The organism is Labrys sp. 22185, assembly GCF_052045555.1.
Taxonomy (GTDB): domain Bacteria; phylum Pseudomonadota; class Alphaproteobacteria; order Rhizobiales; family Labraceae; genus Labrys; species Labrys neptuniae.
Genome location: NZ_JBQEPH010000002.1, coordinates 183,307 through 201,228 on the forward strand (window position 1 = coordinate 183,307; position 17,922 = coordinate 201,228).

Below are 17,922 nucleotides of genomic sequence, written 5' to 3' on the forward strand. Positions count from 1 at the left end.
TCAGGCTGCTGCCTTGATACCGTCGGGACGCGGCATCTTGGTGAAGAGGCGGAAGGCGTTCTCGCTGGTTTGCCTCGCCACCTCGCTTTCGTTCAGGCCGATGGTCTCAGCCAGGATCCGCGCGGTATTGGCCACAAAGGCTGGCTCGTTGCGCTTGCCGCGGAACGGCATGGGCGCGAGATAGGGCGCATCCGTTTCAACCAGCAGCCGGTCATGTGGGACGAAGCGGGCGATATCCCGGATCTCCTCGGCCGACTTGAAGGTGAGGATGCCGGAGAAGGAGACGTAGAAACCGAGCGCGAGCCCCCGCCGGGCCAGTTCGGGGCCGGACGAATAGCAATGGAGGACGGCGCTGAAGGCCCCCTTCTCCATTTCTTCCTCGAGAATGTCGCCGATTTCCTTGTCGGCCTGGCGGGCATGGATCACCAGCGGCAGTCCCGTGAGCCGTGCCGCGGCGATATGCTTGCGAAACCCGTGCGCCTGCACGTCGCGCGGGGCGTAGTCATAGTGATAGTCGAGCCCGGCCTCGCCGATCGCCACCACCTTGGGATGGGCGGCGAGTTCCAGGATGGTGTCGAGCGGGATGTCGTCCTCCTCATGGGCGTGCAGGCAATGCGTGCCGATCGAGCCGAAGACGTCGTCATAGCGCTCGATCAGCGCCCTGATCTTCTCGAACTGGCGGATACGGGTCGAGATGGTGATCATGCGCCCGATCCCGGCCTGGCGGGCACGTGCGACGACGTCGTCGATCTCGGCTTGCAGGTCGGGAAAATCGAGATGGCAGTGGCTATCGATCAGCATGGTTCAGCTTGTCCGTCTCAGGCCCTGCCTGCCCCGTCGACCGCCTCGACATAGCGGGGGAACACGGCTGTCGGTGCCGGCAGTTCGGCGTCCGGTGATAGGCGGCCGTCAATGCCGAGATGGTCGAAGTCGCGCGCGTCTTCCGGCACAGCCAACTGGTCGAGCAGTCGCGCTGCCCCTGCCGGGATCACCGGCTGGGCCAGGATGGCAACCTGGCGGACCACCTCGGCCGTGACGTAAAGCACCGTCTCCATGCGCGCCGGGTTGCTGGTCTTCAGCTTCCAGGGCTCTTCGGCCGCAAAATAGCGGTTGGCTTCGCCCACGACGCTCCACAGATCGGCTAGGATGGTGTGCAGGGCGAAATTGAAGATGGCGTCCCGAGCCTGCCAGATCAGGTTGTCCGCCGCCTTCAGCAATTGTTCGTCGGACGGCAGGAGATCGCCGGGGCTGGGTACCTTGCCACCGCAATTGGCCGCGATCATCTTCAGACAGCGATTGGCCAGATTGCCGAAATCATTGGCGAGGTCGGCATTGATGCGGTTGACGATCGCTTCATGCGAATAATTGCCGTCCTGGCCGAAGGGGACCTCGCGCAGGAAGAAATAGCGCAACTGGTCGACGCCGTAATGCTCGGCAAGGGTGAAGGGATCGATCACGTTGCCGACCGATTTCGACATCTTCTCGCCGCGGTTGAACAGGAAGCCATGGCCGAAGACGCGATGCGGCAACTCGATACCAGCCGACATCAGGAAAGCAGGCCAATAGACCGTGTGGAAGCGCACGATGTCCTTGCCGATGATATGCACGCTGGCCGGCCAGAATTTGGAGCGTTCGGTATCGGTGTCCGGAAAGCCTGTCGCCGTCAGGTAATTGGTGAGGGCATCGACCCAGACATACATCACGTGCTTGGGGTTGCCGGGAACCGGCACGCCCCAATCGAAGGTGGTGCGGCTGATGGAAAGGTCACGCAGGCCCGAGCGCACGAAACTCAGGATCTCGTTGCGGCGTTCCTCCGGGCCGATGAAGCCAGGATGGCTCTCATAATGCTTCAGCAGGCGATCCTGATAGGCGGAAAGGCGAAAGAAATAGCTTTCCTCCTCCACCCATTCCACCTTGGCACCGGTCTCGATCACCGAACGGGAGCCATCGGAATTGAGAGCCAGGTCCTTCTCGTCGAAGAAGGCTTCGTCGCGCACCGAATACCAGCCCGAATATTTCGACAGATAGATGTCGCCGGCCGCCTCCATGCGGCGCCAGATCTCCTGGCAGGCGCGATGATGGCGCTCTTCGCTGGTGCGGATGAAATCGTCGTTCGACGCATTGAGCACCCGGGCCATCTCGCGGAAATATTCCGAGTTCTGATCGGCCAGGGCCTGGGCCGTGGTGCCCTGCTTGGCCGCCGTCTGCAGCATCTTCTGGCCGTGCTCGTCGGTGCCTGTGAGGAAGAACACATCATTCCCGTCGAGCCGCTTGAAGCGGGCGATGGCATCCGTCGCGATCAGCTCATAGGCATGCCCGATATGGGGTTTGCCATTGGGATAGGAGATCGCCGTGGTGATGTAATAGGTGTCTTTCTCGGCCATCGATGACGCTTTTCCTGACAACGATGCGCGACACCGCCAGTCAGGCCGCGCATCAGGGATTCCTGATGTAGAGCATTTTCGGAGAAAGTTGAGAGACTTTTCGCCGGAAAATGCCTGGGGCGTTTCGCGAGTCGACGCAATTTCGTCTAAACGCAAAACCCTTCAGGCTGCGGAAGCTTCGGCGAGCAAGCCGAGGGTCGCGAGCACGAAAGGTTTGCGGTCGAGATTATAGGCCTCGACATCACGCGCAGCATGGCGGGCCTTCTCCCATACCTCAGCCCAGCGCGCAAGGCGGGCCACGGGTTCGCCACGTGCCGCCAGCAGGCGCTGATGCAGCCATTCGTCGAGGAAGTCGAGCAGGAGCGCGAAATTCTCGTCGCCTGCCTTGTTGGCGCATCGGTCCGCGAGAGCATGGGCTGCAGCCACGTCGATCCGCGGCAGCTTGGCCAGCAGGTCCGTGAGGGAGCGGTGCAGGGATACCCCCTCCCCGTCCGCCAGGGTCAAGGCGCGCCTGACGCTGCCCTGCGCCAGGGCAGCTCCTGCAGCCAGCGTCTCTTCGGGCAGGTCTGGACGCGCCTGTGCCGCCGCCTTGAGGACATCGGCGTCGCCGAGAGGATCGAGCGTGAGCAGCCGGCAGCGCGAACGGATGGTCGGCAGGAGGCGGGCCGGCTGATGCGATATCATCAGGAAAAGCACCCGCGGCGGCGGCTCTTCCAGGACTTTGAGCAGGGCGTTGGCGCCCTCACGTGCCAGGTCCTCGGCTGAGTCGATGATGGCGATGCGCCACCCCCCTGCCCCGGCGGTCGAGCCGAGGAAACGCACCACGCTGCGGACGTCGTCGACACGAATGTTGGAATAGAACCCCTTGGTCTTGTCGTTGGGAAGGCGACGCAGCACCGCAAGATCGACATGGGATTGCGACACGATCTGGCGAGCAGCCGTGGCGTCGGCGGCGACCGAGAGACTGGTTGCCGCGCCGAGTTGGTGAGGATCGGGATGGGTCAGCACGAATTTGGCCATGCGATAGGCCAGCGTTGCCTTGCCGACGCCCTCGGGGCCACCCAACAGCCAGGCGTGATGGATGCGGCCTGAACGATAGGCGCTCAGCAAAGCCTGCTCTGCCCGGTCCTGGCCGATCAATTGCATGGTTTCGCGCGGATGCGGGCTGTCGGCCAGCATGTCGCTTTCGAGGCGTTCGCTCATGCCGGCACCCGGGCCGCATCGAGGTCGAGCCTTCTTCGCACAACGCCGAGAATCGCCGCGGCGACCTCGTCCTGCGAGGCGGAGGCATCGACGACGGCGCAGCGGCGAGGCTCGAATTCGGCAATGGCCAGGAAGGCCTCGCGCAGCTTTTCATGGAAAACCAGGCTCTCTCCCTCGAAGCGATCGATGGCCGCGCCGCGGGAGCGGACCCTGGCGAGCCCATCACGGGCCGGCATGTCGAGAATGAGCGTGAGGTCGGGCACGGTGGAACCAACCACCACGCGTTCGATCGAGCGGATCAAGGCTGGCTCGACCTCGCCCAGCACGCCCTGATAGGCGCGAGTCGAATCCATGAAGCGATCGCATAGCACCCACGTCCCCCTTGCCAAGGCCGGCCTGATCGTCGCGTTGAGATGATCGTCGCGCGCCGCATAGAACAGAATCGTTTCGGCAAAGGGGCCGAAATGCTTGGCGCCGCCGGAAAGCAGCACTTCACGCAATTCCTCGGCATGCGGCGAGCCGCCGGGCTCGCGGGTCAGCAGGGTCTCGACGCCGAGCGCGTTCAAGGATGCCGCCAGCCGGCGGATCTGGGTAGACTTACCCACACCCTCGCCGCCTTCGAACGTTATGAACCGGCCCTTCATCGCTTGTCGTGCCCACCCTGTATCAATCCGATGCCAAGCTCGTAGATAGCACCGAATGCGCGTTGGGGAAGACTGCCGACTGGCACATCGGCGGCTGCATACAGGGGAATTTCCAGAGACACCTGTCCCTCGCGCAGGATCTGGAGCCGGCCGACGGCGCTGTTTTTCTGTACCGGGGCCTCGAGGGGCCCGTCATAGAGCAATTTGGCACTGAGTTTTTCCGTGCCGCTGCTGTCTACCAGCATGGAGACGTCGCGATCGGCCACGACGGGCACGGAATTGGCCGTGCCGCCATAGACGGAAGCCTCGCCGACGATCTCCCCCTTGGCGAAGACGAGACGCGGGCGGAATGAATTTTCGGCCCATTCAAGGACCCGTTTGGCTTCCGTCGCCCGTTCGGCATTCGATTGCAGGCCGTGCAGCACCATGATGAAGTGCTGGTCGCCGTGAAGGGCCGAAACGACCACGCCATAGCCCGCCGTGTCGGATGCTCCGGTGACGCCGCCATCGACCCCCAAGCCCTGGGTGAGCAGGGGATTGCGGTTGGTCTGCCGGATCTTGTTCCAGGTGAAATCCCGCTCCTGGTAGATGGCATAGATGTCCGGCTCGTTCCGGCGGAGCCAGCCGAGCAGCCGGGCGAGATCCCGCGCCGTGGTCAATTGGGCCGGATCGGCAAAGCCGGTGACATTGCGGAACTGCGTGTGCTGCAAGCCGATTTCGGCGGCCAGCGTGTTCATCCGCGGCACCAGGCCCTCGAGCTGGCCCGTGAGTCCCGCCGACAGCGCGAGGCAGGCATCATTGGCGGCCTGGACCATCACCCCGCGCAGGAGATCATCGACACGCACCCGGCTTCTCACGGCGGCGAACATGGTGGCGCTGCCCGAGGGGGCCCCACCCTTGCGCCAGATGTCTTCCGAAATCAGATACTCGGTCTCTCTCGAAGCCTGGCCCTTGCGCAGGGCTTCGGCGACGACGGCGACGGTCATGATCTTGGCCATGGCAGCAGGCTCGACCGGCTTGTCGGCGTTCTTGTCGAGCAGGACCGTGCCCGAACCTGTTTCGATCACCAGGGCAATCGGCGCGGTAGTGGTGAACGGCTCCGCACGCAACGGTGGCACCAGCACGACGGCCGCCAGAAATAGCCCGATGACAACGCTTTTCATCGCCGATGTCCGTTCTGCCCGATAGTACCAAATTCGCGCGCTCCGGCGCAATTGCGCCTGGTCCGCAGCATCCGAAAACAGGTGACGTCCGCTTCAGAGAGCGTTAATTCCATTGAACATCATGCCAGCCAATCGTGAATCAAATCATCGTTCGATCGTCATTGTGGGCGCTGGGCTCGCAGGCTTGGCCTGTGCCGGGGTCCTTGCTGCAAAAGGCTTCAGGACCACCCTGGTGGGCCCGCCCGGCAATGTTGGCGACACCCGTACCACCGCTCTGCTCGACGGCAGCATCCAGGCTCTGGCGAAGGCGGGCATTCCGATTGCGGGCCATCCGGAGGCAGCGCCGCTGCGGGTGATGTCCATCATCGATGCGACACAACGGCTCCTGCGTGCACGCCCTATCGCCTTCAAGGCGGAGGAGATCGGCTTGGAGGCCTTTGGCTGGAATATCCCCAATGGCGCCCTGACCCAGATCCTTCAGGCCCGCCTGCAGGAGGCCGGTGTCGAACATCTGCCGGTGCGGGTGCTTGCCGCCGAACGCGGCTCGAGCGGCCTCGTTCTCAAGCTGGATGGACAGCCTGATCTGACCGCCGATCTCGCCGTTGCCGCCGACGGGCGCGGCTCCCTCGTCAGGCAGGCGGCCGGGATCGAGACGCGGAGCCATGACTATCCGCAGATGGCACTGGCCCTCAATCTGAAGATCAGCCGCAGCCATCGCGATGTCTCCACGGAGTTCCACACCGAGTCTGGTCCGTTCACACTGGTGCCCCTGCCGGGGCAGCGGGCCAGCCTCGTCTGGGTGGTCTCCCCTGAAAAGGCGGATGAGTTGCGGGCAATGGATGATGCGGCCCTCTCCCGGGCCATCGAAATCCAGAGCCATGCCCTGCTCGGCCATGTCGAGATCGACGGCCGGCGCTCCTTCTGGCCGATGAGTGCGGTGGTGGCGGTGACCCAGGCGGCAGAGCGGGTCGCGCTGATAGGCGAGGCCGCCCATGTGCTGCCGCCGATCGGGGCGCAAGGCTTCAACCTGACACTGCGCGATATCGCGGCCCTGGCCAAGGCCCTGGAGGCCGCCCGCGATCCCGGCGATGCCGGCGTGACAGAGGCCTATGCCAAGGCAAGGCGGCTCGACATCGGGACGCGTCACTCGGCGGTCGATCTCTTGAACCGCTCCTTGCTCTCAGGGCATTTCCCTCTGCAGGGCCTGCGTGGTCTGGGGCTCTACGCCCTTGAGCGGGTCGGTCCCCTGAGGCGGGTGATGATGCGGCAGGGGCTCGCTCGCGCAGCCGAGCATTGAATTCTTCCCGCTTCTGGTTTCAATGGCCAGCGGGACGAGCACGTCGTGGAAACAGCGGAAGGCATCGTGGCAGGCGGCGCAGACGAAAAGGGGGGGAGACGCCGCACGCGGCGGATCAAATACGCCTTCGAATATAGCGCACTGCGTGCCCTTGCCGGCTTGTTGCATATATTGCCCATCGACTTCAGTTCATGGGTGATGGGGGCGATTTGGCGCGTCGTCGCGCCGCATCTGCGCCGCCATGAACGTGCCCTTCGTCATCTTGCCGCGGCCTACCCCGAAAAATCGCGTGCCGAGATCGAAGCCATCGCACGGGCCATGTGGATGCAACTTGGCCGGACTTTTGCAGAAGCGCTGATCAGCGAGCGCATCATGCGTGCCGGCCGCATCGACGACCGCACCGGCACGCAATTGGATACACTGAAGATTTCCGGCAAGGGCAGCGTCTTTGTCTCGATGCATACCGGCAATTGGGAATTGGTGATCTATCCAACCCTGGTCCGCGGCATCAAGGCCGCCGGTGTCTATCAACGCATGAAAAACCCCAAGGTCGACGACTATATCATGCTGGCCCGGCGGGACCGCTATGCGCGCGGCCTGTTCGCCAAGGGCAACGACATTGCGCGCAAGCTGATGCGCATCGTACGCGAAGGTGGTTCGGTCGCATTGCTGGCGGATCTGCGCGACCGCCGGGGCGTCGTGGTGCCATTCTTCGGCCGTCCGGCCCCGACCACGCCATTTCCGGCCTTGCTGGCACGCAGCAACGATGCCGTATTGCTTGCTGCGCGTTGCGTACGCACCCGCGGCGTGCATTTCTATATCGAGACGGAGAGGATCGAGGTGCCGCATACCGCCGACCGCGATGCCGACATCGCCGAAGCGACGCGCAGAATTCATGTCCTGTTCGAGCGGTGGATCCGCGAACACCCCGAACAATGGATGTGGGCACACCGACGCTGGGGATGATGGCCGGCCATGTCGTCCCTCTCTTAATGAAATATTGGACGACTTTGACGAGAATACTGCTATCCTGATAACGGGATAGCAGGTCCGCGCAGTTGTGGCGGACTCGGTATCGCCCGGCTTGCAGGCATCACTATTGCAGACTTGCCGAGCACAGATGACGATTGAACGGCGTATGAATAAAGCGCGGGAAGCAAAGTTCTTTATCGGTCAAGTGGTGCGCCACCGCATCTATCCATTCCGCGGCGTCATCTTCGATGTCGATCCGGAGTTCGCCAATACGGAAGAATGGTGGCAGTCCATTCCGGAAGATGTGCGCCCTTCGAAGGATCAGCCCTTCTATCATCTGTTCGCGGAGAATGAGGAGACCGAATATGTCGCCTATGTCTCCGAGCAGAATCTGGTGATCGACGACAGTGGCAGGCCTGTCCGGAATACGCAGATCGAAGAACTCTTCGATCGCGATGACGATGGCGGCTATCGGCTGAAGCCCGGGACGCGGCACTGACAACGTGGCCCGTTGAGCGTTTCGGCGGCTTCTGTGATCGGTGCGAGGCAGCCACCTTCCGATATGAAAAAGGCCGGCCCGAAGGCCGGCCTCTGTCATTTCATTGCGCGGGGGCTGCCGGCGCCGCGGGAGTTGCCGGCGCAGCCGGTGTCGCCGGAGCGGCACCGCCCTGCTGTTGCTGCTGCTTGCGCTGGGCATCGATCAGGGGCTGGAAAATCGCCTGCAGCTTCTCGCCATAAGCCTTCTGCTTGGCAGCATAGCCAGCCTGGTCGATGCCCTGGGCATCGAGAGCCTTACCGAGGCCGTCCAGGCCGATCTCCAGAGAAATGGGCTGCCCCTGGAAGGTGATCGCCTGCACCTTCAGCTTCTTGCCTTTCTTGAGGTTTGCCAGATTGGCATCGGTCAAGGGCATGTCGGCGATGCAGCTCGGCCCCGTGCAGATGCGATACTTGGCCGTGTCGATGGTCTGGTCATCGACGAGGACGCGGGCTCCCAGCGGCAGCACCACACCAGCCGGAATGATCACGGTGAGCTTGGGTTTGCCGCCCTTCTCCTGACCGACCTGCGCGGTCATCATCCAGGCGGCCGTCGGCGCCAGAAGGTCGCGCACGGTCTGGCAGGTGTCCTTGCCGTCGGGGGTCTTGGCGCAGATCTTGGTCCAGTCCGGCTGGTCGAATTTGGGCAGTTCGGGCTGCTGGCCAGCAGGCTGGGGCTGTTGCTGGGCCAGCGCCGTACCGGCCGACAGGATCAAGGCTGCCGCAGCGCCAGCGATCAGAGAGTTTCGCATAATCTGGATTCCTGTTCCTGGGCGGTCTTATTGAGCAGGCGCCGGATTGGCGTTGAGCTGCTGGCGCGCCTTCTCGGCGGCGTCCTGCAACTGCTGCTGCAGCTTCTTCTGCTCGTCGACGATCGACTGGGGATCGAGGGGCTTGTTGTCGAGTGCCTTGGCGAAGCCCTCGGTGCCCAGGGGCAGTTGGACGCCCTGGTTGGGGGTCTTGAAGGCGATCGCCAGGGTCTTGGAGGCGCGGAGGGCCTTGAGCTGTGCCTCATCGATCGGAAGTTCGACCAGGCAGCCTTCGGGAGAGCAGACGGCATATTTGCCGGTGGAGAAGGCGGCATTGTCGAGATAGAGGCCGACACCAGGCTGGATCAGGGCGCCAACCGGCAGGACGAGCCGCAGGATCTGCTTCTTGTCGGTGACGTTCTGCATCAGGATGGCCGTCATCATCGTCTGCCCCGTATCGGACCGCAGGTCGCGACGGGTCAGGCAGATTTCCTTCTTGGCCTGATCGGTCTGGCACAGTTTCACCCAATCGGGCTGGGAGCTGGAGATGGCGGGAGTGGTTGCGCCTTCCAGGCCGGGAACCGGCTCAGCGGGGGCTGCTGCTGCCGCGGGAGCGGCCGCTGCAGGCTTCTGCGCCGGCTTGGCTGCAGGTGCCTTCGGCTTCGTGGCGGGTGCGGCCGGCTTGGCGAGCGTATCCTGTGCCAATGCGGGTGTCACCGCAAGGCTGAGCGCCGCAAGAGCTGCAGTCGCAAGGAGGCGGAACGACATCATGCAAAATCCTTGGATCCTAAGTCCGCCGCCGCAACGCGCTGGGCAAGCGCGGGTTGGCAACGCACCGATGGGGCTGAATGTCTCTCATCGCCGACGAAGGCGCCAAGATGACGATTTCGGGAAAGGTCCTTAAACGAAGCGGGCACGGGTTTCCAGCCTCGAAAACGACCTATGGCGACGGTGTCGCAGCTTGTGCATGACAAATTGAAGAAAACGTGACCAGCGGCATGATCAAGTTGCCGCAGCCGTCCGTTTGGTATCCTTCCACCATATCAGCAGGGAGAGAGCGACAATCGGCAAGCCAATCAGGGCGGTTGATGCTAGAAAGGTCGGATATCCCCAAGCCATAACCAGCAAGCCGGACAATCCTCCCACCAACTTGCCGGGAAGCGCATAAAGGGAACTCAACAATGCATACTGAGTTGCGGCATAGGTCCGAGTCGTCAGGCTCGACATATAGGCCATCAGAGCCGTCCCCGCGAAACTGCCGGCAAAATTCTCCGCGCCGACGGCCAGCGTAAAGAAGGTAAAATCCCCCCCTCTTGTCGCCAACGCGGCCAACGCGAGATTGGAAGCCGCGCCTGCGATGCCGCCGATAATCAAAGTGGGCATCAAACCCAACCAAGTAATTGAGATTCCACCGACAAAAGCAGCAAAAAGGGCGATCGGAATACCATAAAGTTTGGTAACCGTCGCTATTTCTATCACGTTAAATCCGAGTTTTGTGTAGAGCGGATTGGCCATTACCCCGGACAAATAGTCTGGCAATCGAAACAGCGCCACCAGCAGCAGGATGGGGACGATGAGTTGTCCAAACCGTCTGAACAAATCAGCGAGCGGCTCTTCATAGGCGGCGAGGAAAGGCGGGAGTCTCCATCCAGAGTTGGACAAGGCCGCGTCAATGCGGCTCACTTTCGCTGGCGCCATCGGCTTAGAGATTCCTACTGGTATCTCGGGTTTTTCCGGGTCCGGGGCCCGGAGTGTGGCGGCGATGCCCAACAGCATCAACAGCGCCATCACGCAATAGGCAAAGTGCCAACCTGCGTAGTAAACAACGAATAGAGCGCCCACTCCGCCGGCAATGAGGCCGAATCGATAGCCCAACTGATAGCAGGCGAGCATGACGCCCTGACGATCGGCAGGCATGACGTTGATGCGCCAGCCATCGATTACGATGTCTTGGCTTGCTCCGGCTATGGCGATTAGAGTGGTAAACGTGACCGTTGGCCAGAGTGTGGCCGAAGGATTGCTGGCGGCGACACCCAGCAACCCGATCGTGACCGTCGCTTGTGCCAACAAAAGCCACCCCCGCCAACGCCGATAGAAGCGAGAAAGAAAGGGCGGGTCGAAACGATCGAGCAACGGCGCCCAGGCGAATTTGAAGCTATAGGCGATGGTTGCATAGTATGTCAGCCCGATCACACCTTCCGAGAAGCCAGCTTCAGCAAACCAGATCGACGGCGTACTGTAGATCAGCAGGAATGGTAGGCCGGCACTGAAGCCGAGCAACAGCATGAAAGCGAGGCGCTTGTCGGCGGCGATGTCGCGCAGGAGCGTGAGGAATTTCTGACCGGGAATCATGTCCGCGATTATGGATCGCCCGGCCGGGCAGGCCAAATGCTTTGATGTGCAAGACCTCTTGCCGGCACGGGCATGTAGGACGGCAGCTGCTCAAGGTGTGGATGGTGCCCGCGGGTGGGACGACCCGGACCGACAAACCGGCTATGGCTTTGCCGTCATCCAGCGTTAGACTCACCTGGATCTGATTCGTGCCCCGTGAATACCTGAGGCCCCATGACGTCAGACATCACGCCCAGGATTGCCCCCGCTCCCCCGACCCTCGACCAGTTGCTGCGCCTCAGCGCCCAGCGCGGCGGCGATACGCTGGCCCTGGTCGATGCCCCGGATCGCCCGCTCTGGGCCGACGGCGCGCCTCGCCGGTTGACCTGGAACCAGGTCGATGCTGCGGTTTCCGCGGTTGCCGGCCGCTTTTTCGAAATGGGATTGCCGAGCGAAGCGCTGGTCTGCGTGCAGGGACTCAACGTCACGGATACGTTGATCGCGCTGCTCGGCTGCATCCGGGCCGGTTTGGTGGCGGTGATCGTTCCGATCGACTTCTCGCCGGCCGAGATCGTCGGCGTCGCGGAACGCCTGAATGCCAAGGCAATCCTGGCGGCGCGGCGCATGGGCGATGTCCAGCCCCTGCGCTCCCTTCGTCACCTCGTCGACGAGTCCATTGCCGATATTCGCTTCATCGGGGCCTTCGGCGCGGATCTGCCCGGGGGAACGGTCTCGTTCGAGGATTGCATCGGCTACCCGCGTAGCGGCGTGATCACCCGCCTGTCGCGGCGCGAACGTCCCGAGGAAAGCCTGGCGATCATGACGATCGATCGAGGTCCGGAGGGGGATTTCGCCGTCGCCCGCAATCACCGCGAATGGCATGCAGCCGCAGCGGTCCTAGTCGCCGAACTCGGCCTGTCGCGAACCTCGCGCCTGCTGTGTCCGATGGCGCCATCAGGACTTGCCGGGCTTGCCGGCGGCCTGGTGTCATGGCTCAGCACGGGATGCCAGCTCGTCCTGCACCAGGCTTTCGATGCGACGGTATTTGCCGTCCAGATCACGATGCATGGTGTCACCCACGCCTTGCTGCCCGATGCGGTGTTGCGCGCCGGCCTCGTCGACGGCTTGTTCGACAGCCGCAAGCTCGAGAAGGTTGCAGGCCTTGCGCGCGCGCCCCATACAGCCGTCGTGCCGGCAGGTGCTCCCTGCCCCATTCCTCATTTCGCCGTGCTCGGTGAGATCGGCATCGTGCCGATGCGCCCGCTGGAGGATGGCGGGTTCGGGCTCGAAGCCCTGGTCCCGTCCCCGGAAGACGCTGCGCTGCCGCTGGTCGAGGCCGGCATTGAGGAAGGCGGCTATCTCGCCCTGCGTGGCCAGCAGGTGCCGGGGATCGGTTTCGACGTCAGCGAGCGGGAGGTTTCCTATCCCGTCGGGGCGGAGGGCTGGGTATCGACCTCCTACCCCGCTTCAGGAACCGTGGAGCGAAGCGGCGGCCTCCTGGAGATTACGGGCGCACGCTATGGCAGGCCCATGAGCGCACAGGAAGCATCGCTGCTCCATGAACCTAGCCAGAGCGTCGATACTTCGAAGGCCAACCAGCCGCTTGCGGGCGCGGCCTGACATCGCGGCGAAAACGGAGGGCGATCTCGCTCCACTTCTCGATGGAGCTGGAGAGAGCGCCCCTTCCTACCAAACCCGCCCGCGCGCTGCGACAGGCTCGGGACCGACAAGGGTCTCGCCGCGGCAGAGGACCACGAAGTCCAGCATATTGGCGACGACGCAGGCGTGATTGGGCACGATGCGCACGCGGTCGCCCACGGACAGGTTGATCGGCTGTTCGGTGACCAGCCTGCCATGCTCTTCCGAGAGCTGGTCGATGGCGATGTCCGGGCGGCCGAGGACATGGCCATGACCCGTGAGGCCGAGCAGGTCTGAGGTCAGAACCTTCGAGCCGGCATCGATGATGGCCCTGTGTGTATCGGGTACCGATACGACGGTGGCAACGACGTTGAGGGCGCAGTCATCGAAACCGCAGACGCCGCGGGTGACGAGGGAACGGTCATTATAGACGTAGGTGCCGGGCCGGTATTCGGTGACGATGGACGCCTCATGCGCCCGCCACATGTCGGGGGAGCCGCCGCTTGTAATCGTTTCGACAGGAATTCCAAAGGCTTCGATCAGGGATTTCGCTCTTTGCATGAAATCTTGCACCGCTTCGGTTCCACCGATCGGCGGGTAGGTCATCAGTCCGCCGAAGGCGAGTTCGGATGATGCCGCGATGCGGTTTGCCAGTTCCGCAGCCGCCTCGGGCGTGGGAACGCCGCAGCGCCGGGCGCCGGTATCGCATTCGACCAGCACTGTCAGCTTGCGCCCCGTTCCCTTCATGGCCGCCGCCAATTCGTCGACGACAGCAGCGCTGTCGGCGACGACGCTGAGACGGATGCGTTCGGAAAGCGCCCGCAGGCGCTCGCGCTTGGCCTCGCCCACCAGGTTGTAGGTGATCAGGACATCGTCGAGCCCGGTGCCGTCGGTCATGGCGTCGGCCTCCGACAGCTTCTGGCAGGTGATGCCGACCGCCCCTTGCTCGACCTGGAAGCGGGCCAGGCGCGGCAGCTTATGCGTCTTGATATGCGGCCGCAGCTTGAGGCCGTGTTCGTCGCAATAGGCCTGGAGCCGCACGACATTGCGTTCGGCAATGTCGAGGTCGACCTGGACGAAGGGGGTTTCGACGGAAGAGAGGGAGGCAATTGCCATCGTTGTGTCCGATCAGGCGGCTTTCTTCGTCTCGGCGATGCGAGCGAGATTCTTGAGAATGACGGCCGTGCCCTTGAGCCGGTCGTCGGGCTTGTCGAAATCGCGCTGGAACAGGATGCGCATGTCGGGGCGGACCTTGGCGAAGGAGCCCTGCTCGGCGATGTAGCGCACCAGCCCGTCCGGATTGGCGAAGGCATTGTCGCGAAAGGAGACCACGACGCCCTTCGGCCCGGCATCGACCTTCTCGACATTGGCGCGCCGGCACAGGGCCTTGATCGACATCAGCTTGAGGAGCTGGTCGACCTCGGCAGGCCGTTCGCCGAAACGGTCGGTCAGTTCGGCACCGAATGAGTCGATCTCGGCATCGGTATCCAGCGATGACAGGCGGCGATAGAGGCTGAGGCGCAGCGTCAGGTCCGGCACGTAATCCTCGGGGATCATCACCGGCGTGCCGATGGTGATCTGCGGCGACCACTGCTCCTCGACCTCGGTCTCGACGCCGCCTTCCTTGAGGGCCGCGACGGCCTCTTCCAGCATCTGCTGGTAGAGCTCGTAGCCGACTTCCTTGATATGGCCGGACTGCTCGTCGCCGAGCAGGTTGCCGGCGCCGCGGATGTCGAGATCGTGCGAGGCGAGCTGGAAGCCGGCGCCGAGGGTATCCAGGGACTGCAGCACCTTGAGCCGGCGCTCGGCCCCAGGGGTGATGGTGCGGTTGGCCGGCAGGGTGAACAGGGCATAGGCCCGGGTCTTGGAACGCCCGACACGGCCGCGCAGCTGGTAGAGCTGGGCGAGGCCGAACATGTCGGCGCGCCAGACGATCAGCGTGTTGGCCGTGGGAATGTCGAGGCCGGATTCGACGATCGTGGTCGAGAGCAGGATATCGTATTTGCCCTCGTAGAACGCCGTCATCACGTCTTCGAGCTGGCCGGCCGCCATCTGGCCATGGCCGATGGCGACCTTGGCCTCGGGGGCGTATTCGTCGAGGAAGGCCTTGGCATCGGCAATGTCCTCGATGCGCGGTACCACGAAGAAACTCTGGCCGCCGCGATAGCGTTCGCGCATCAGCGCCTCGCGCAGCACCACCGGATCGAAGGGCGTGACGAAGGTGCGCACGGCCAGGCGGTCGACGGGGGGCGTGGCGATGATCGACAATTCGCGCACGCCGGTGAGGGCGAGCTGCAGGGTGCGCGGGATCGGCGTCGCCGACAGGGTCAGCACATGCACCTCGGCGCGCAACTGCTTGAGGCGCTCCTTGTGGCCCACGCCGAAATGCTGCTCCTCGTCGATGATGAGCAGGCCGAGATCGCGGAAGGCGATGGTCTTGGCTAGCAGGGCATGGGTGCCCACCACGATGTCGACATCGCCCGACGCCAAGCCCGCTCTGGTCTTGCGGGCCTCGTCGGCCGGTACGAAGCGCGAGAGCTGGGCGACCTTGACGGGCAGCCCCTTGAAGCGGTCGGCAAAGGTCTTGGCGTGCTGGCGAGCGAGTAGCGTGGTGGGCACCACCACGGCGACCTGCCTGCCCGTCAGCGCACAGGCAAAGGCGGCGCGCAGGGCCACTTCCGTCTTGCCGAAGCCGACATCGCCGCAGACCAGGCGATCCATGGGCCGGCCGGAGGCGAGATCCTCGAGCACCGAGTCGATGGCGAATTGCTGGTCTTCGGTCTCGCTGTAGGGGAAGCGCGCGGCGAATTCGTCGTAGAGGCCCTGGGCGGGGATCAGCTTCGGCGCCTCCCGCAGCGCACGTGCCGCAGCGATCTTGATCAGCTCACCCGCCATTTCGCGGATGCGCTTCTTCATGCGCGCCTTGCGTTCCTGCCAGCCACGGCCGCCGAGCTTGTCGAGCTGCGCTTCGGCGTCTTCCGAGCCGTAGCGCGACAGCAACTCCAGATTTTCCACCGGTAGGAACAGCTTGTCGCCGCCCGCATAGTGGATTTCGAGGCAGTCGTGCGGGGCGCCCACGGCGGTCACCGTCTGCAGGCCGACGAAGCGCCCGATGCCGTGCTCGACATGCACGACGATGTCGCCGGGCGAGAGCGTGCCGATCTCGGTCAGGAAGTTCTGGGCGCGCTTGCGCTTGGCCGTGCGGCGCACCAGGCGATCGCCGAGAACGTCCTGCTCGGAGATGATGGCGAGGTCTGATGTCTCGAAGCCCGTCTCGAGCGGCAGCACGCCGAGGGCGATCTCGCTTTTCGGCAAGGCCAGGGCACGGGCGAAATCGGGAACCAGCTTGGCCTGGGTGAGGCCGTGATCGGCGAGCACGGCACCGAGCCTTTCGCGCGAGCCGTCGGTCCAGCCCGCCACGATGACCCGCTGGCCATCGGCCTGCAGGGTGCGGATGTGGCGGACGACGGCGTCGAAGACGTTGGCGTCTTCCGCTGCGCGTTCCGCCGCGAAGTTATGGCCCTGCCGGCCGCCGCAGTCGACAATTTCGCGACCGGGCGCAGGAGGCGATGCGAAGGGCGTCAGACGTGCCAGGGACGCCTCGTCGAGCCGGCGGCGCCATTCCTCGGGCGCGATGTAGAGGCGATCCGGCGGCAGCGGCTTGTAGGGCACGCTCTCGCCGGGTTTGCCCAGCACGTCGCGGCGGGCGTCGTAATAGTCCTTGATCTGCGCCAGCCTTTCGCCGGCGGCATCCTCGGCCAGCGCATCGAGCGCGACGGGAACTTCGGGCAGGTAGTCGAACAGCGTGTCGAGCTTGTTGTGGAACAGCGGCAGCCAGTGTTCGAGGCCGACATAGCGTCGGCCTTCCGAGATGGCTTCATAAAGCGGGTCGCCACGGGTCTGGGCGCCGAATTCGGCGAGATAGGCCTGGCGGAAGCGCTTGATCGTCTCGGTGGTGAGCTGGACTTCGCTCATCGGCACGAGGTCGAGCATGCGCAACTGGGTCTGGGAGCGCTGGGTCTCGACGTCGAAGCTGCGGATGGATTCGAGCGTGTCGCCGAAGAAGTCGAGACGCACCGGAATGGCAAGGCCCGGCGGATAGAGATCGAGGATGCCGCCGCGCACGGCATATTCGCCGGTCTCGCGCACCGTGGAGGAGCGCAGATAGCCATTATGTTCCAGCCAGGCCGACAGCCGGTCCATGTTGACGGCATTGCCGGGCGCCGCCGAGAGCGATTGGGCGGCGATGAGGTCGCGGGACGGCACGCGCTGCAGCACGGCATTGACGGTGGTAAGCACGATACGGGGCTTGTCCCCGCCCCTGGTGGTCGCCAGCCGCGACAGTGCCGTCATGCGCCGCGCCACGACGGTGGCATTCGGGGAAACCCTGTCATAGGGCTGGCAGTCCCAGGCGGGAAAGTTGATGACGTCGATATCGGGCGCGTAAAACTGGAGGGCCGCTTCCAGTGTGGCGGAGCGCGTGCCGTCGCGCGCGACGTGTAGAAGGGCCGCCGGCCGCTCTCGGGCCTGCGCCACCAGCTTGCGCGCCAAATCGGCGAGCACGAGGCCATCCTGGCCATCGGCGCAATTGGAGAAAACGAGTTGTCCGCCGGAACGATTCAGGACTTCGGCGAGTCGATCGGCGGCTTTCATGCAAACATCGGCTTCATGGTGAAATGGTAATCGCGCAGTCGCCGGAACACGGGCGTATCGAATTCGCCCGGTACCGGCTCTTCGTTCCTGATCCAGGCGTAGAGTTCATGATCGGGGGCATCGATGAGCGTCTCGAAGTCGGCGACTTCTTCCTCGGACAGCTCGACGATGACGGCATCGCAGAAACTGCCCATGATGAGGTCCATCTCGCGAAAACCGCGATGCCAGGCCCGGTAGACGATCCGTCTGCGACGCGGGTCAAGTTCCTCAGAAGTGCGTATCGTTCCGGACATGTTCTCGATCCTGTTGGCTCGCTGTATAGAGAGTAAGAGGCCTTGTGGAAACCATGGAAGA

The 17,922-nt window shown here is 63.7% G+C and carries 15 protein-coding genes; 4 read left to right on the forward strand and 11 right to left on the reverse strand.

Features of this window, described 5'->3' with window-relative positions:
* The 5 genes from ACTJKX_RS05375 to ACTJKX_RS05395 form a co-directional block, all read right to left on the reverse strand.
* The gene (locus tag ACTJKX_RS05375; RefSeq protein WP_394308905.1) at nucleotides 1-801 is read right to left on the reverse strand and encodes a TatD family hydrolase; all 801 of its coding nucleotides are present in this window, start codon (nucleotides 799-801) and stop codon (nucleotides 1-3) included.
* A 17-nt stretch (nucleotides 802-818) separates the two neighbouring features.
* Nucleotides 819-2,384: a methionine--tRNA ligase gene (gene metG / locus ACTJKX_RS05380; RefSeq protein WP_440724611.1), complete on the reverse strand. Its 1,566-nt coding sequence runs from the start codon at nucleotides 2,382-2,384 to the stop codon at nucleotides 819-821.
* Between the two features lie 162 nt (nucleotides 2,385-2,546).
* Nucleotides 2,547-3,587 (reverse strand): DNA polymerase III subunit delta', encoded by a 1,041-nt coding sequence (locus tag ACTJKX_RS05385; RefSeq protein ID WP_440724612.1) that lies wholly within the window; start codon nucleotides 3,585-3,587, stop codon nucleotides 2,547-2,549.
* Entirely contained in the window at nucleotides 3,584-4,231 is a 648-nt protein-coding gene (gene tmk / locus ACTJKX_RS05390; RefSeq protein ID WP_394308910.1) for a dTMP kinase, read from the reverse strand. The genes ACTJKX_RS05385 and tmk overlap by 4 nt, the downstream gene beginning before the upstream one ends.
* Nucleotides 4,228-5,394 (reverse strand): D-alanyl-D-alanine carboxypeptidase family protein, encoded by a 1,167-nt coding sequence (locus ACTJKX_RS05395; RefSeq protein WP_440724613.1) that lies wholly within the window; start codon nucleotides 5,392-5,394, stop codon nucleotides 4,228-4,230. Before ACTJKX_RS05395 ends, tmk begins: the two co-directional genes overlap by 4 nt.
* 121 nt (nucleotides 5,395-5,515) lie before the next feature.
* On the opposite strand from ACTJKX_RS05395, the gene ACTJKX_RS05400 reads away from it, so the two are divergent.
* From ACTJKX_RS05400 to hspQ, 3 genes are all read left to right on the forward strand, one after another.
* Nucleotides 5,516-6,691 (forward strand): UbiH/UbiF family hydroxylase, encoded by a 1,176-nt coding sequence (locus ACTJKX_RS05400; RefSeq protein WP_440724614.1) that lies wholly within the window; start codon nucleotides 5,516-5,518, stop codon nucleotides 6,689-6,691.
* A 45-nt stretch (nucleotides 6,692-6,736) separates the two neighbouring features.
* Nucleotides 6,737-7,657, forward strand: a complete 921-nt coding sequence (locus ACTJKX_RS05405) for a lysophospholipid acyltransferase family protein (protein WP_440724615.1) — start codon at nucleotides 6,737-6,739, stop codon at nucleotides 7,655-7,657.
* Nucleotides 7,658-7,829: 172 nt separating this feature from the next.
* On the forward strand, nucleotides 7,830-8,162 hold the full coding sequence (hspQ, locus tag ACTJKX_RS05410) for a heat shock protein HspQ (protein ID WP_068284888.1): 333 nt from the start codon (nucleotides 7,830-7,832) through the stop codon (nucleotides 8,160-8,162).
* A 100-nt stretch (nucleotides 8,163-8,262) separates the two neighbouring features.
* Here hspQ and ACTJKX_RS05415 read toward each other — a convergent pair whose 3' ends face one another.
* From ACTJKX_RS05415 to ACTJKX_RS05425, 3 genes are all read right to left on the reverse strand, one after another.
* Entirely contained in the window at nucleotides 8,263-8,949 is a 687-nt protein-coding gene (locus ACTJKX_RS05415; protein ID WP_440724616.1) for an invasion associated locus B family protein, read from the reverse strand.
* Between the two features lie 27 nt (nucleotides 8,950-8,976).
* Nucleotides 8,977-9,717 carry an invasion associated locus B family protein gene (locus tag ACTJKX_RS05420; RefSeq protein ID WP_440724617.1) on the reverse strand — a complete coding sequence of 247 codons (741 nt, stop codon included), beginning with the start codon at nucleotides 9,715-9,717 and terminating at the stop codon, nucleotides 8,977-8,979.
* 231 nt (nucleotides 9,718-9,948) lie between these two features.
* Entirely contained in the window at nucleotides 9,949-11,298 is a 1,350-nt protein-coding gene (locus ACTJKX_RS05425; RefSeq protein WP_394308917.1) for an AmpG family muropeptide MFS transporter, read from the reverse strand.
* 213 nt (nucleotides 11,299-11,511) lie between these two features.
* Here ACTJKX_RS05425 and ACTJKX_RS05430 point away from each other — a divergent pair, with 213 nt between their 5' ends.
* On the forward strand, nucleotides 11,512-12,897 hold the full coding sequence (locus ACTJKX_RS05430; protein WP_394308919.1) for an AMP-binding protein: 1,386 nt from the start codon (nucleotides 11,512-11,514) through the stop codon (nucleotides 12,895-12,897).
* Between the two features lie 66 nt (nucleotides 12,898-12,963).
* Here the strand turns inward: ACTJKX_RS05430 and ACTJKX_RS05435 are convergent, their stop codons facing one another.
* The 3 genes from ACTJKX_RS05435 to ACTJKX_RS05445 are packed head-to-tail and all read right to left on the reverse strand — an operon-like array spanning nucleotide 12,964 to nucleotide 17,861.
* Nucleotides 12,964-14,031 carry a D-TA family PLP-dependent enzyme gene (locus ACTJKX_RS05435; RefSeq protein ID WP_394308921.1) on the reverse strand — a complete coding sequence of 356 codons (1,068 nt, stop codon included), beginning with the start codon at nucleotides 14,029-14,031 and terminating at the stop codon, nucleotides 12,964-12,966.
* A gap of 12 nt (nucleotides 14,032-14,043) precedes the next feature.
* Nucleotides 14,044-17,568 (reverse strand): transcription-repair coupling factor, encoded by a 3,525-nt coding sequence (gene mfd / locus ACTJKX_RS05440; protein WP_440724618.1) that lies wholly within the window; start codon nucleotides 17,566-17,568, stop codon nucleotides 14,044-14,046.
* On the reverse strand, nucleotides 17,565-17,861 hold the full coding sequence (locus tag ACTJKX_RS05445) for an FAD assembly factor SdhE (RefSeq protein ID WP_068284896.1): 297 nt from the start codon (nucleotides 17,859-17,861) through the stop codon (nucleotides 17,565-17,567). The genes mfd and ACTJKX_RS05445 overlap by 4 nt, the downstream gene beginning before the upstream one ends.
* Between the last annotated feature and the right edge of the window lie 61 nt (nucleotides 17,862-17,922).

Bases quoted from the DNA above. Each gene is read 5' to 3' on its own strand.
- ACTJKX_RS05375 (WP_394308905.1), bottom strand. From the start codon at position 801: ATGCTGATCGATAGCCACTGCCATCTCGATTTTCCCGACCTGCAAGCC.
- metG (WP_440724611.1), bottom strand. From the start codon at position 2,384: ATGGCCGAGAAAGACACCTATTACATCACCACGGCGATCTCCTATCCC.
- ACTJKX_RS05385 (WP_440724612.1), bottom strand. From the start codon at position 3,587: ATGAGCGAACGCCTCGAAAGCGACATGCTGGCCGACAGCCCGCATCCG.
- tmk (WP_394308910.1), bottom strand. From the start codon at position 4,231: ATGAAGGGCCGGTTCATAACGTTCGAAGGCGGCGAGGGTGTGGGTAAG.
- ACTJKX_RS05395 (WP_440724613.1), bottom strand. From the start codon at position 5,394: ATGAAAAGCGTTGTCATCGGGCTATTTCTGGCGGCCGTCGTGCTGGTG.
- ACTJKX_RS05400 (WP_440724614.1), top strand. From the start codon at position 5,516: ATGCCAGCCAATCGTGAATCAAATCATCGTTCGATCGTCATTGTGGGC.
- hspQ (WP_068284888.1), top strand. From the start codon at position 7,830: ATGAATAAAGCGCGGGAAGCAAAGTTCTTTATCGGTCAAGTGGTGCGC.
- ACTJKX_RS05415 (WP_440724616.1), bottom strand. From the start codon at position 8,949: ATGCGAAACTCTCTGATCGCTGGCGCTGCGGCAGCCTTGATCCTGTCG.
- ACTJKX_RS05420 (WP_440724617.1), bottom strand. From the start codon at position 9,717: ATGATGTCGTTCCGCCTCCTTGCGACTGCAGCTCTTGCGGCGCTCAGC.
- ACTJKX_RS05425 (WP_394308917.1), bottom strand. From the start codon at position 11,298: ATGATTCCCGGTCAGAAATTCCTCACGCTCCTGCGCGACATCGCCGCC.
- ACTJKX_RS05430 (WP_394308919.1), top strand. From the start codon at position 11,512: ATGACGTCAGACATCACGCCCAGGATTGCCCCCGCTCCCCCGACCCTC.
- ACTJKX_RS05435 (WP_394308921.1), bottom strand. From the start codon at position 14,031: ATGGCAATTGCCTCCCTCTCTTCCGTCGAAACCCCCTTCGTCCAGGTC.
- mfd (WP_440724618.1), bottom strand. From the start codon at position 17,568: ATGAAAGCCGCCGATCGACTCGCCGAAGTCCTGAATCGTTCCGGCGGA.
- ACTJKX_RS05445 (WP_068284896.1), bottom strand. From the start codon at position 17,861: ATGTCCGGAACGATACGCACTTCTGAGGAACTTGACCCGCGTCGCAGA.